Origin of the sequence: Mesorhizobium sp. M2A.F.Ca.ET.042.01.1.1, assembly GCF_003997405.1 — a bacterium.
In the GTDB taxonomy this organism is placed as follows: Bacteria; Pseudomonadota; Alphaproteobacteria; order Rhizobiales; family Rhizobiaceae; genus Mesorhizobium.
On record NZ_RZRX01000183.1, the window covers coordinates 1 to 13,163 of the forward strand.

The 13,163-nt window shown below is 64.2% G+C and carries 14 protein-coding genes; 3 read left to right on the top strand and 11 right to left on the bottom strand.

The features are described from left to right. On the top strand, nt 1-242 hold a 242-nt coding region (locus EOA23_RS36095; protein WP_145966469.1), incomplete at its 5' end, for a universal stress protein. A gap of 76 nt (nt 243-318) precedes the next feature. Here EOA23_RS36095 and EOA23_RS23855 read toward each other — a convergent pair. Together EOA23_RS23855 and groL are read right to left on the bottom strand one after the other, a co-directional pair. Then, on the bottom strand, nt 319-522 hold the full coding sequence (locus tag EOA23_RS23855; protein WP_127305950.1) for a hypothetical protein: 204 nt from the start codon (nt 520-522) through the stop codon (nt 319-321). A gap of 67 nt (nt 523-589) precedes the next feature. After that, entirely contained in the window at nt 590-2,212 is a 1,623-nt protein-coding gene (gene groL / locus EOA23_RS23860; protein ID WP_127305951.1) for a chaperonin GroEL, read from the bottom strand. 155 nt (nt 2,213-2,367) lie between these two features. On the opposite strand from groL, the gene EOA23_RS23865 reads away from it, so the two are divergent. After that, on the top strand, nt 2,368-2,877 hold the full coding sequence (locus EOA23_RS23865; protein ID WP_127305952.1) for a hydrolase: 510 nt from the start codon (nt 2,368-2,370) through the stop codon (nt 2,875-2,877). 84 nt (nt 2,878-2,961) lie between these two features. After that, a complete protein-coding gene (locus EOA23_RS23870) occupies nt 2,962-3,933 on the top strand; it encodes an alpha/beta hydrolase (protein WP_127305953.1) in 972 nt (323 codons plus the stop codon). Here EOA23_RS23870 and EOA23_RS23875 read toward each other — a convergent pair. From EOA23_RS23875 to EOA23_RS23915, 9 genes are all read right to left on the bottom strand, one after another. Beyond that, nucleotides 3,930-5,204 carry an MFS transporter gene (locus EOA23_RS23875; protein WP_127305954.1) on the bottom strand — a complete coding sequence of 425 codons (1,275 nt, stop codon included), beginning with the start codon at nt 5,202-5,204 and terminating at the stop codon, nt 3,930-3,932. The two genes, EOA23_RS23870 and EOA23_RS23875, sit on opposite strands and share 4 nt — an antisense overlap. Before the next feature lie 70 nt (nt 5,205-5,274). Continuing rightward, a complete protein-coding gene (arcC, locus tag EOA23_RS23880) occupies nt 5,275-6,201 on the bottom strand; it encodes a carbamate kinase (protein ID WP_127305955.1) in 927 nt (308 codons plus the stop codon). Between the two features lies 1 nt (nt 6,202). Further along, nucleotides 6,203-7,204, bottom strand: coding sequence for an ornithine carbamoyltransferase (argF, locus tag EOA23_RS23885; RefSeq protein WP_127305956.1), 1,002 nt, complete (start codon nt 7,202-7,204; stop codon nt 6,203-6,205). 11 nt (nt 7,205-7,215) lie between these two features. Beyond that, complete coding sequence (locus EOA23_RS23890) at nt 7,216-8,430, bottom strand: arginine deiminase (RefSeq protein WP_127305957.1); 1,215 nt, start codon at nt 8,428-8,430, stop codon at nt 7,216-7,218. Between the two features lie 11 nt (nt 8,431-8,441). After that, nucleotides 8,442-9,911, bottom strand: coding sequence for an arginine-ornithine antiporter (arcD, locus tag EOA23_RS23895; RefSeq protein ID WP_127305958.1), 1,470 nt, complete (start codon nt 9,909-9,911; stop codon nt 8,442-8,444). 114 nt (nt 9,912-10,025) lie between these two features. After that, complete coding sequence (locus tag EOA23_RS23900; RefSeq protein ID WP_127305959.1) at nt 10,026-11,270, bottom strand: MgtC/SapB family protein; 1,245 nt, start codon at nt 11,268-11,270, stop codon at nt 10,026-10,028. Between the two features lie 91 nt (nt 11,271-11,361). Beyond that, nucleotides 11,362-11,811 carry a pyridoxamine 5'-phosphate oxidase family protein gene (locus tag EOA23_RS23905; protein ID WP_127305960.1) on the bottom strand — a complete coding sequence of 150 codons (450 nt, stop codon included), beginning with the start codon at nt 11,809-11,811 and terminating at the stop codon, nt 11,362-11,364. Between the two features lie 11 nt (nt 11,812-11,822). Next, a complete protein-coding gene (locus tag EOA23_RS23910; protein ID WP_127305961.1) occupies nt 11,823-12,524 on the bottom strand; it encodes a phosphoribosyltransferase in 702 nt (233 codons plus the stop codon). Between the two features lie 2 nt (nt 12,525-12,526). Then, nucleotides 12,527-12,955, bottom strand: coding sequence for a DUF2267 domain-containing protein (locus tag EOA23_RS23915; protein ID WP_127305962.1), 429 nt, complete (start codon nt 12,953-12,955; stop codon nt 12,527-12,529). Nucleotides 12,956-13,163: the final 208 nt, after the last annotated feature.

Consider the following 13,163-nt stretch of genomic DNA (forward strand, 5'->3'; position numbering starts at 1 on the left):
AGGATATCGCTGAACGCCTTGCGCATGGACTTGCGGCGCGCGGGATGCGTGCGAAGGCCCAGTCCATTCAAACCGGCGACAGTGAAATTGGCGTCGCCCTGCAGGAGCATGCCCTTAAAGTCGGCGGCAACCTGCTGGTCATGGGTGGCTGGGGCCACTCCCGCCTGAGGGACTTTGTGCTTGGCGGGGCGACGGAGGGGATTTTGTCGAATCTGCGTCTGCCGGTCTTGATGTCGCATTGATGCAAGCCACCCGGAAGCGCGGTTTCGGGACAACAACGACATGCATCGAAACAGGGCGCGTCGCCTGGATCCAGTTTCAACGCACCGCGCTTTGCGCTCGGGCAATGTCGTGATCATCGAAGGGATAGAAGTGGACCGCCTTTAACTTGATTGGCCCGTCATGACCCTCGATGCGCACCGTTGCCCACCGGTCCCCCAGATCGTCCTGCCAGGTGTCGGTGACGCGACATCTTACGGCCAGATCCATGCCGACTTCGATCTTGTCAGTTCTCCTTGCCATCTCGAACTCCCTTTTCTCCGTGCGATCGTGCGATATCGCTTCCTGCTTTCACCGTCCTTCGCGCTGACTACATCGGCATTTCCGGCTCAAGCGCGCGCTCCTTTGCCGGCTCGGGTATCTCCGTCATGGTCGCCTCCGTCAGGAGCAGCACGCTGGCGACCGAGACGGCGTTTTCCAGGGCGATGCGGACCACTTTCGTAGGGTCGATGATGCCGGCTTCGACCAGGTCGACATATTCCTTGCGGCCGGCGTCGAAACCGAAATTTCCCTTGCCCTCGATCATCCTGGCGATGACCACGCCGCCGTCGACGGCCGAATTCTCGGCGATCTGGCGCACAGGTGTTTCGAGCGCGCGCCTGAGGATCTGGACGCCGGTGCGTTCATCGCCTTCGCACCGTGCTTCTTCCTCGGTGACCGCGCCGATGCAACGCAACAAGGCAAGCCCGCCACCAGGCACGATGCCCTCCGCGACGGCCGCCTTGGTGGCGCTGATGGCGTCGTCCAGCGCTTCCTTCTTGGACTTCATCTCGGCTTCCGTCGGCGCGCCCACCTTGATGACGGCCACGCCGCCGGCGAGCTTGGCGAGCCGCTCCTGGAGCTTCTCACGGTCATAGTCGCTGGTCGTATCGCTGATCTCTCGCCGGATCTGCTCGACACGCCCCTTGATCGCCTTCTGGTCGCCGCTGCCGCCGATGATCGTGGTGTTGTCCTTGTCGACAACCACGCGCTTGGCGCGCCCCAGCTGAGCCATCGTCACATTCTCGATCTTGAGGCCGATATCCTCGGAAATGACCTGTCCGCCAGTCAGGACGGCGATGTCCTGCAGCATGGCCTTGCGGCGGTCGCCGAAGCCTGGCGCCTTCACGGCGCAGTTCTTGAAGGTGCCGCGGATCTGGTTGACGATGAGCGTGGCCAGCGCCTCGCCCTCGACGTCCTCCGCGATCACCAGCAGAGGTGAACCCGATTTCGCCACCGCCTCGAGCAGCTTGATGAGGTCGTTGAGCGACGAGATCTTCTTTTCGACGATGAGTACCAGCGCGTCTTCCAGCACCGCCTCCATCTTCTCGGTATCGGTCACGAAATAGGGGGAGAGGAAGCCGCGGTCGAATTGCATGCCTTCGACCACGTCCAGGACCGTTTCGGTGGTCTTCGATTCCTCGACCGTGATGACGCCTTCGCCGCCGACCTTCTCCATGGCCTCGCCGATCAGTTCGCCGATGAGCGGATCGTTATGGGCGGAGATCGTCGCCACCTGTTCCTTCTCGCGCCTGGTCGAGACCGGCCGCGATATCTGCTTGAGCATTTCGATTGCCCGCTTCGTCGCGCGGTCGAGGCCGCGCTTGATGTCGATCGCGCTTGCGCCGGCGACCACGTTGCGCACGCCGTCGGCGAACATCGCGTGGGCAAGTATGGTCGATGTGCTCGTTCCGTCGCCGACCATGTCGCCGGTCTTCTCGGCCGCCTGCCTCAACATGCGGGCGCCGAGATTTTCCTCCGGATCCCTCAGGTCGAATTCCTTGGCGATCGTCACACCGTCGTTGCAGACGATGGGCGCGCCCCATTTTTTCTCGATCAGAACCGACTTCGAACGAGGACCTAGCGTCACCCGCACGGCGTCGGCAAGTTGGGTCGCGCCGCGCAGGATTTTTTCGCGCGCCGCCGAGCGGAACAATACCTGTTTGTGGGCCATGGTGGTCTCCAGACTATCCGACCGATTCCCATAGCCGCGTTGGCGCCGACCAGCCTTGACGCGCGTCAATTGTGCATCCCTGGCGGCGTTGACCGGAATCAATGAGGACCGGTTCGCCAGCTGGTCTGATGGGGCTCTCAGGTCAGGAGACGACGATGCGAACGAACGAAACGCCACACTACGATACCAGCGTGAACACGACCGGTTGCTGCCCGAAGTTCAACCCCGGCGGTTGGGACGATCAGGAGCTGCATTTCCGTGACAAGCCGTTCGTGAGAGCGGTGACGCACAGCGTCATGCATGTCCCCGTGAACATGGGCAGCGTTTTCACGCGCGTTAATCGGCACATCGACGATGCCGGCGCTTCGGCCGATGGCCAGTCCTTCGTTCTCAGCCGCGATCTCTCGCCCTGGACCAGCGAACATCTCTTCTCGGTTTCGAAATCTGTGCCCGAGGAAGAGATGACGACGCTGAGCGGGAACTTCGTGACGAAAGTGTTCGAAGGCCCCTTCAGCCAGGCAAGGCAGTGGCACGAAGAGATGCTGCAGATCGCGCGTGATCGGAAATCGGAACCGGGCGACGTCTATTTCTTCTATACGACCTGCCCGAAATGCGCCGAAGCCTACGGAAAGAACTATGTCGTTGGGGTAGCGGCCGTGGGCTAGCCGCAACTCAAAGCGCTGTCATTTTGGATAGATGAACTTGCTTCCGAGCGAGGCAGCTCAATATGCGCCTGATGGAGCCCTTGTATGAGTCGAATTGGCGGTTTCCTGCTGGTCATGCTTATCGCCATGGCGACCGCGGCCGGTGTGGCTTTCGTGCTTTACAGGAACGAGCTTGGTCGCTTGCGCGACGCCGTCAGCCGAGGCAGTCTGGTCGCCAAGCTTGACATCGGCCCGGTTGAATACGCCGACAGCGGCGCGGGCATTCCGCTGCTTTCGATCCACGGCTCCGGCGGCGGCTTTGATCAAGGCCTTGCCCTTGCTTCCGGCCTTGTGGGGGAGGGCTTCCGTATCATCGCGCCGTCGCGCTACGGCTATCTGCGCACGCCTGTTCCGCAAGACCCTTCTCCGGCCGCGCAGGCCGATGCGCTCGCGGCGCTGCTCACCAAACTGGACGTTTCCAAAGCGGTGGTCGTCGGCGTTTCGGCTGGCGCGCAGTCGGCGGTCGAGCTGAGCCTTCGGCACCCAGACAAGGTCGCCGCTCTCATTCTGGTCGTCCCAGCCCTTTATTCGCCCACCAGTCCGGTCTCGGTCGACGTGGATCCGGGTAACAGGTTTGCGTTCTGGGCTGTCAACGCCGGCGGCGATTTCGCCTGGTGGGCAGCCGAGAACATCGCGCCATCGGTACTCATTCGCTTCCTCGGCGTTCGGCCGGCGCTGGTAGCGGCCGCGCCTCAAGCCGAAAGGGACCGTGTGATGAGCTTCGTCAGAGGCGTTGAACCATTGTCGCTGCGCTTCTCAGGCATCAATCTCGACAGCGCTCCGGAGTTGCATGAACAGCCGTTGACGGAAATCGCTGCACCGACATTGATCGTCTCGGCGCGCGACGACCTGTTCAACACGCTGCCGGCAGCCGAGTTGGCGGCAGCCAGGATTCCCCGCGCCAAGCTGGTGGTCTACGATACCGGCGGACATCTTCTCGTCGGGCGGACGCAGGAGGTTCGCATGACAATCCGCACCTTTCTGGCCGGCGCGGGCCTGGTCCCGTCAAACCATTAGCCCGCGGAACCGGTGATTGTCGGCGTGACGACCGCCGCGGGGGCCTTTGCGTCTTGGCCAAGGGTCGGTGTCAGCCAACGGACGAGGCCAAGGCCGAGGAGCGCCAGCGCCGTGAAGCCCGCGCCCGCCAGGAAGGTCGTCGTCGGTCCGAAAAGATCCCAGAGCGTGCCCGCCAGCAGGCTGGCGGCCAGCAGCGCAAGTCCAGTCGACAGGTTGAACATCCCGAAGGCGGTGCCTCGCAGTTCCGGCGGGGCCGTATCGGCGACGAGCGTCGCCAGGAGGCCTTGCGTAAGCCCCAGATGCAGGCCCCACAGGCCCACGCCGAGCGCTGCGCCCGGAAGATTTCCAGGGAACGCCAGCACGATGTCCGCGGCAATCAGGACCAGGAAGCCGAGAATGAGCATCGTCAGGCGATTGACGCGATCCGATAGCGCGCCGGCCGGATAGGCGGAGAGCGAGTAGACAACGTTCATGACCACCAGCACCAGCGGGACGAGCCCGATCGGCAGGCCCATGCCCTGCGCGCGCAGGATGAGAAACGCTTCGCTGAACCTGGCCAGGGTGAACACGGTGGCCACGCAGACGACCAGCCAGAAGGACGAGCCCAGGCGCTTGAGCTCCGGTAGGCTCAAGGGTGCGCGCACTTCGCGCAGCCCCGTGGGCCGAGCCGGCTCGCGGACGGCGGTAACCAGCAGCACGACCGCCAGAAGGCCTGGAACAACCGCGACCCAGAACACGGTTCGAAACTGATTGGCGGTCAGCCACATGAGGCCGATCGCCAGCAGCGGCCCGACAAACGCGCCAACCGTGTCGAGTGCCTGGCGAAGCCCGAAACTCGCGCCGCGCGCGTCGGCGGGGGCGATGTCCGCAACCAGGGCATCGCGCGGGGCGCCGCGAATCCCCTTGCCCACACGGTCGACAAATCGCGCCACCACCAGCCAGCCGATCGAGGAAGCCAGCGGGAACACCGGCTTGGTGAGAGCGGCGAGGCCGTAGCCGATGACCGCCAGCAGCTTGCGTTTTCCCAGCCAATCGGACAGCGCGCCCGAAAACACCTTGGTGATGGCGGCCGTCGCTTCGGCAATGCCCTCGATGGTGCCGACCGTCACCATCGACGCTCCCATGACGGTGACGAGGTAGACTGGCAGCAAGGCGTGGATCATCTCCGAAGAGACGTCCATCAGCAGAGACACGAAGCCCAGCGCCCAAATCCCCGCGGGGATGGTTACAAGGCGGGTGCGCGTGGTCTCCGCGGTCTCGAGCTGCTTCATTGATCCCTTCGGCACGCCGACATTGGGCACGTTCAACATAGCGAACTCGCGGTGCGCAAGTACACCGCGATCAGCTGTTTTGCGCTTCGTTGGCCGGGGCTTCCAACCAGGTGCCGCGCTCGCCCCTGACGATTGCCAGGGCATCTTCGAGCTTGCCGATCGCGGCAGGCTTGCCCGTTGCTTCGGCGAACTCGATCGCGGCACCGACCTTCGGTCCCATGGATCCGGCCGGAAAATTCCGTCCGGATATCTCTGTCGTGGCAACATGCCGGAGCGCACGGGCCTGCGGCGTGCCGAAGCCGGCATAGACCGCATCGACATCCGTCAGCATCAGCAGCATGTCGGCCTTCAATTGACGCGCCAGAAGCGAGCTTGCCAGGTCCTTGTCGATGACGGCTTCGACACCGCAAAGGCTGCCGTCGGTGCCCTCCACAACCGGAACGCCGCCGCCTCCCGTGCAAATGACGATAACCTCCCGTTCGGTGAGGAACAAGATCACGGAGGCCTCCAGGATCTGGAGCGGCCTGGGGGAGGGCACGACACGGCGCCATCTGTCGCCGTCAGGCGCAACGGTCCAACCGCGCTCGCCAGCGAGCCGCCGCGCCGTCGCCTCGTCATAGACGGGGCCGATCGGCTTCGTCGGCCGCGCGAAGGCCGGATCGCGCGGGTCCACCTTCACCTGCGTCAGCAGGGTTGCAAACAACCTGTTCCTGAGGAGGTTGCCGAGCTCCTGCTCGATCACGTAGCCGATCATGCCGGCGCTCTCGGCGCCGAGCACGTCGAGCGGGAAAGCGCCGTCGGTCGAGGTCGCCGACTGGAGCGCCAGCAGGCCGACCTGCGGGCCGTTGCCATGTGTGATGACGAGCGAATGGCCTTGGCCGATAAGCGCCGCCAGGGCGGATGCCGCATGCTTGATATTGCCGCGCTGATTTTCGGCGGTCATGGGCTCGCCGCGCCGCAACAGCGCGTTCCCGCCGAGAGCCGCAACGATCAGCATCTCAATTGCCGATCGTGGCGACGAGCAGCGCCTTGATCGTGTGCATGCGGTTCTCCGCCTGGTCGAACACGATCGACGCGCCCGATTCGAAGACCTGATCCGTAACCTCCATGCAGTCGACGCCGAATTCGCGCGCGACCGAGGCGCCGACCTCGGTCTCGGTATCGTGGAACGCCGGCAGGCAATGCATGAATTTCACGTGCGGATTGCCGCTGGCCGACATCACCTCGCTCGTCACCCGATAGGGCGTCAGCAGGCGGATACGCTCGGCCCAGGCCGACTTGTCCTCACCCATGGAGAGCCAAACATCCGTGTAGATGAAGTCGGCGCCTTCGACGCAGCTCTTCACGTCCGCGTCCAGCCTGAAGCGGCCGCCGCTGCGCTCCGCCAGGGTTCTGACATGGGCGCAGAACTCGCCGTCCGGCCAAAGCTCCTTGGGTGAAGCGATGCGCATGTCGATGCCGACCTTGGCGGCGCCCACCGCCAGGGATAGCGCGACATTGTCCCGACCCTCGCCGACGAAGGCGACCGTCATGTCGGACAGATGCTTGTGCGTGAATTCACGCATGGTCATGAAATCGGCGAGGATTTGCGTCGGGTGCGCTTCATTGGTCAGGCCGTTGTAGACGGGCACGCCGGCATGCGTGGCAAGCAGCTCGGCCTGATGTTGCGCAAAGCCGCGATATTCGATCGCATCATACATGCGGCCGAGCACGCGCGCGGTGTCCTTCATGGACTCCTTGTGCCCGATATGGCTGCCGCTGGGGCCGAAATAGGTGACGTGGGCGCCCTGGTCGTAGGCGGCCACTTCGAATCCGGTCCGGGTGCGGGTCGAGTCCTTTTCGAAGATGAGCGCGATGTTCTTGCGAACGAGGCGCGATATCTCGTGCCCGGCCTGCTTGGCTGCCTTCAGATCGGCGGCCAGCTTCAGCAGGAAGCGGATCTCGTCCGCCGAAAGATCGTCCAGCGAGAGCACCGAGCGTCCGTGAAGGTTGATCGACATTTGGGATCCTTTCAGAGCGGGTCTCGGGCGATGGGGCAGGTCATGCAATGGCCGCCGCCGCGGCCGCGGCTGAGCTCGGCACCCTCGACGGTGATCACCTCGACTCCCGCCCGGCGCAGAAGCGTGTTGGTGTAGACGTTGCGGTCGTAGCCGATGACGATGCCCGGCTCGACGGCGACGACGTTGTTGCCGTCGTCCCACTGCTCGCGCTCGGCCTCGTAGCGGTCGCCGCCAGTGGCGATGATCCGCAGCGATTTCAGCCCGAGAGCCTCCGCGACGACTGATATGAAGGGCTCCTTCTCCTCCCTGACCTCGACCGCCGCATCGCCGTCTCCCGGCCGGATCGAGAAGGTGCGCAGCCTTTCGACCACGGGCGGATACATGGTCGCGAGGTCCCGGTCGCAGAAGGTGAAGACGGTGTCGAGATGCATGAAGGAACGGTCGCGCGGCATCAGAGCCGCAATCACGCGCGTGGCCTCTCCGGCGGCGAACAGACTTCGCGCAAGATCGCCGACCGCTTGCGGCGTGGTGCGCTCGCCCATGCCGACCAGAACGACGCCTCCGCCGACAGGCATGACGTCGCCGCCTTCGAGGCTGACGCCCGTTCCGGCCTGGGGCGAGACGAACGGGATGCCGCTGTCACGGAACCTTGGATGGAAGCGATAGACAGCCTCGACATTGGCCGCCTCCGGCCGTCTGGCCGGCCAATACATCGGGTTGGCCGACACGGAGCGGTAGATCCAGCAGGAGCTGTCACGGGTGAATAGCTGGTTGGGAAGCGGCGGCAGCACGAAGTCCTGCAGCGCGAGCGTCCTTCCGGTCAGCCCCTTGGGCTCGAACGGCAGTTCGGCACGCGCAATGCCGCCGACGAGACAGGTTGCCAAAAGGCCGGCCGACATTTCGTTCAGCCAGCCACGCATCTCGTCGACCATGTCGAGGCCGACCACGCCGGCATGCACCCGGCGGTCGAGAAGCCAGTCGCGGGCCTTGCCGATGGCCATTGTCTCGGCAAGCAGCTCGCCGAACGAATGCACCACCACGCCGCGCTCGCACAACGCGTCGACGAAGACGTCGTGTTCCTGGCGCGCCCGCTTCACCCAGAGCACGTCGTCGAACAGCAGCGCCTTGCAGTTGTCCGGCGTTAGCCTGCGCAGGCTGAGATCCGGCCTGTGGACCATGACCTCGCGCAGGCGGCCGACCTCCGAATGCACTCCCAGATTGGTCATTGCATGACCTCTCAAAGCGCGCTGACGGCGCCGGTCCACATCTCGTAGACGGCAAGGATTGCAACTGCGACGAGCGCGATTGCGATGATGGCTTCCACCGGGTGGAAGACACGCTGGTTGCCCTCACGGCGAGCCCATACGTAGAAGATGATGCCCGGGGCATAGAGGATCGCGCACATGAACAGGTATGCGGGCCCAGCCGCATAGACGAGCCACAGCCCGTAGATCGTTGCCAGCACGCCGGCGACGAGCGGTCCGGTGCGCCCTTCGCCGCCTTCGTAGCTTTCTCCGGTCAATGCCAGTTTCGCGGCGAAGGCTCCGGAGAAAATGTAAGGCACGAGGATCGCCGTCGAAGCGATGTAGAAGAGCGCCTGGTAGGTGCTCTGGGCAAAGAGCGTGATCACCAGGAAGGCCTGGACGAGCAGGTTGGTGATCAGCAGCGACGTCGAGGGAACGCCGCGCTCGCTTTCCCGGCCGAAGAACTTCGGGAGGGTCCCGTCCTTTCCGGCGACATGCGGAACCTCCGCCGCAAGCAGCGTCCAGCTCAGGAAGGCGCCGATGACCGAGATGACGAGCGCGAGATTGATGAGCACGGCGCCCCAGGGTCCGACAACCGCCTCCAGCACGCCCGCCATCGACGGGTTCTTCAGGGCGGCAAGTTCGGGCTGGCTCAGGATGCCGAGCGAAAGCAGCGAGACCAGCGCATAGAGCGCGAGGCAGGTGAAGAAGCCGAGCACAGTTGCCGTCGCAATGTCCTTGCGGCGCTCCGCCCGGGCGGAGAAGACGCTGGCGCCTTCGATGCCGATGAACACCCACAGCGTCACCAGCATCGTGCTCTTGACCTGGGCGGCGATGGTGCCGAGCGAGGCGTTGCCGAGCCCGGTGAAGTCGAGTGTCCAGACATTGAGCTTGAACGCGACGGCCACGATCCCGACGAACAGGACGACAGGTGCGATCTTGGCCACGGTCACTATGGTGTTGACGACCGCCGCCTGACGGATGCCCGCAAGGATCAGAACGTGGATGAGCCACAGCAGGATCGATGCCCCGAGCACCGCCTGCCACGTGTTTCCGTCACCGAAGGCGGGGAAGAAATAGGACAGTGCGCTGAAAACGATCACCGCGTAGGAGACGTTGCCGACCCATGCGCTGATCCAATAGCCCCAGGCGCTGTTGAAGCCTACGAACGGACCGAAGCCGGCCTTGGCATAGGCATAGGGGCCGGCGTCGAGGTCGGGACGGCGCACCGCCAGCGACTGGTAGACAAACACCAGCGCAAGCATGCCGACCGCCGTGATGGCCCAACCGATCAGGATCGCGAGCGGACCGGCGCCCGCCGCCATATTCTGCGGCAGGCTGAAGACGCCCGAGCCGACCATGGAGCCGATCACGAGCGCGGTCAGCGACCCCAGCCGGAGCTTCGCCGAAGCCGGGGTCGCGACTTTTTCCCGGATAGGGACGTTGATGTCTGTTGTGGCCATGAGGCCCTCCCACCTTTGCAATGATGGGGGCCATTCAACAGGAAAGCGGGCCGGCAGCTTTGATACGGGTCAAATCAGAATGATCCCAGCGCGAGCGTCACGGCCGCGACAACCCTACTGAAGCAGCATGGCCCCGTAGCCCGCGGCAGCGGCGGTCAAGGTCATGCCGGCCAGGGGCAACCAGAATCTCACCGGACCCGCGAATACGGCCAGGAACAGGCGTCCGATTGCGTTCGCCATCAGCGCCGTCAGCACCGCATGTCCAACGGTTTCGATCGGCATCGACTGCTTGACCAGCCGTATGGCGCTGAGCACCGAAGCGTCGACGTCAAACGCGCCCGCGATCGCGGAACTCGCCAGCAGGCCTTGTTCCTTGAATTGGAACGCCAACGCGGCGCTCGCTGTCGAGGCGCCCGCGAACAGCAGCGCAAAGATCAGCAACGGTACCAGTTCGAACGGATTGCGCGTTGCGCCGGAGTTCTCCGGCTTGCTGCCGCGAATTGCCAGCGCAATCGTTCCGCAGACGCCGAGTGTCAGCGCGGCTGCTAGCGCGGGTATGGCGATGAAGGCGGTCACCGGCGGCGCCAGTATCAGAACCACGAGGCAGACACGCAAGATTGAGATCATAGCGGCCAGCGAAGCCGCGCCGGCGAAGGACAAGGAATTGTCCGACCGATTGGCCGTGCGGGCCAGTGCCAGGGTGACGGCGGTCGATGAGACCACGGCGCCGGCGAGCGCGCTCACAATAAGACCGCGGGCGTTTCCGAGGACGCGCGCCGCGACATAACCAGCGAAGGAAATCGAGGCCATCAGCACCGTCAGGAGCCAGATCTCCCGCGGGTTGAAGCCGCCCCATGGGTCAAATGGACGGTCCGGCAGCAGGGGCAGGATTATGGCGGTCATCACCGCCAGGACCAGTGCCGAGCGAAGCTCGATCCAGGTCAGACGTTTCAGAAGCCCATGCAGGATTTCGCGGCTGGCGAGGAGCGCCGCGAGCGCTGCGCCTCCCGCGGCGGCAACGCGAAAATCGCCCGCCACGCAGAGTGCGCCAAGCGTAAAGACGGCCAGGCCCGCGATAACGGTTGTGACGCTGAAATCCTCGTCATGCGCGGCTTCGCGTGCCTTGTACCAGGCGAAAATGCCAGCGAAGGCAAGGAAGCCTGCAACCAACACCGAAATTGCGTTGAGCGCTTCGGCCAATGCCGCAACCAGGCCGCCGAGAAGCCCGGCGATGCCGAAGGTGCGAATGCCGGCTGTCCGGCTGCGGTCGGGCGCATCGCGCTCTCTCCAGCCGCGTTCCAGCCCGACGAGCAGGCCTATTGCCAGGGCGACCCCGAGCCGGGCAATGAGCGTGTCCATGGCGGCTACCTCAGATTGGCGGCATACGCTGCCAGCCGCTTCGGCCAGCGGTCGGCTTGGCGCGGCTTCCGCATGGCCTCGCCATGTAAGGCTAGCTCTCCAACGCTTCGCGGCCCGCAACTTCGGCGATGGAGACGCGGAAGAACACGTGGGGCAGATGCTCCAAATCCGAGGCAGCGGCCGGCTTGAGCGCGCCCGGCTCCCACCAGTCGAAGTGCTTGCTCAGCATCAACCATGCATGGTCACGCTGCGCCTCGTGTCCGATCCGATCGGGGAGTTCCTCATAACGGCCGGTGACGATGACGCTTTTCCAACCGTGACCCGTGCCGGGGGCGTCGACCTGCACGGACACGAGAGGATTGGCGCGCATCCAGTCGATCTTCTTGCCCGGCATCGAGAAGGCATAGAGGTGGTTGTCCGCATGCGCGTAATGGAACGGAACAATGTAGGGCCGCCCGTCCTTCGCACAGGCCAGCCGGCCGATGCGATTGGCCGTCAGCAGTTTGGTGCATTCCAGAGTGGACAGTGCGCGGATCTGCATCGGCGGGACTCCTAGCTGCCGGTCTCGCGCCGCGATCTTTTCGCGGTGTGCTGGCCGGAGCGCCTTCTTTCGCCGGCATTCATGCGGGCGAGGGCCATGATCTCCAGAACTTCGTTGTCGGAGAGCTGCGGGAAGTTGCCGTAGTAATAGCTCAGCGCCCGAAAACGTGCAGGCTGATTGAGGCAGATCAAATCCGCTTCCTGGGCAAGCTCGTCCGCGGTGTCCACCGGCGCCACGGGAAGCGCGACGATGATCTTTCGCGGCGAACGTCGCTTCAACGCGCGAATGGCGACCTTCATCGTCGTTCCGGTCGCTGCCCCGTCGTCAACGAGGATCACCGTTTTGCCCGTCACCGACAGGGGCAGGTCTTTCCCACGATATACCGCCCGTCGCCGTTCCAGTTCGGGGCGCTCCTGCGCGATCAGGACACGAAGCGCGCCGTCATCGAGGGCGTATGCCTCCACGATTTCCCGGTTGAGAACGACGTCGGGAGGCTCGCCGTCCACGATGGCGGCCACGGCCAGTTCCGGATTGCCCGGCGCTCCGACCTTTCGAACGATCACCAGGTCCAGCGGCGCCTTGAGGGCCTTGGCTATCTCGGCGGCCACAGGGACGCCGCCTCGTGGCAAGGCGAGCACTATCGGGTCCTTCAGCTGAAGCTGGTCCAGCGATGCTCCGAGCTTCTGCCCCGCCTCCTGGCGATCGCGAAACATCGTCATTCCTCCGGCCACAGGTGGCGCAGTGACTTCTTCATCGAGTTTCGGACCTGGACGATCTCACCGTGCGAAATATGGCGGTCGAGAAGCCTGAACACCGCTCCGATCGCCTTGTCGGTATCGATCTCCGGCTCGTAGCCAAAGCTGTTGCGGACGCAAATGACGAAGTCGCTCTTCTTGCGTTCCCACGTCGGTTCGGCCGGGTTCCACCCTTCGAAATAGATGCCTCTGATCAGCGTCGGCAACTGGGCCGACAGGTCGGCCATTTCCTCCGGCGAAAGCCAGTCGCGCAAGGTATGCAGGACCGCCTTCAGCAGGCGGAACGCGCTCTGCTCGTTCCAGTCCAGGTCCCTGGCAAGCTCGTTCACCCATTGCTGCGCCTGCTCGGCGGCATGTGTGATCGAAGTGTGTGAAACTGCGTGTGTCATCCTCGTTATCCTTCGACTGTTTTGGTTCTCCCTTGCTGGGAACGGCGCATCGCTCCGGACAAGTTCAACGTCCCGGATTTCAGCCGCCTGCCTTGTTCACCAGCAGCGGAATGATCCGGTCGGTCTTGGCGACGGCGGGACGGCCTGAGCCGGCATAGGGGATGCCCAGCGCATCCCAGGTCTCGACCAGCGCGTCCTGCAATTCGGC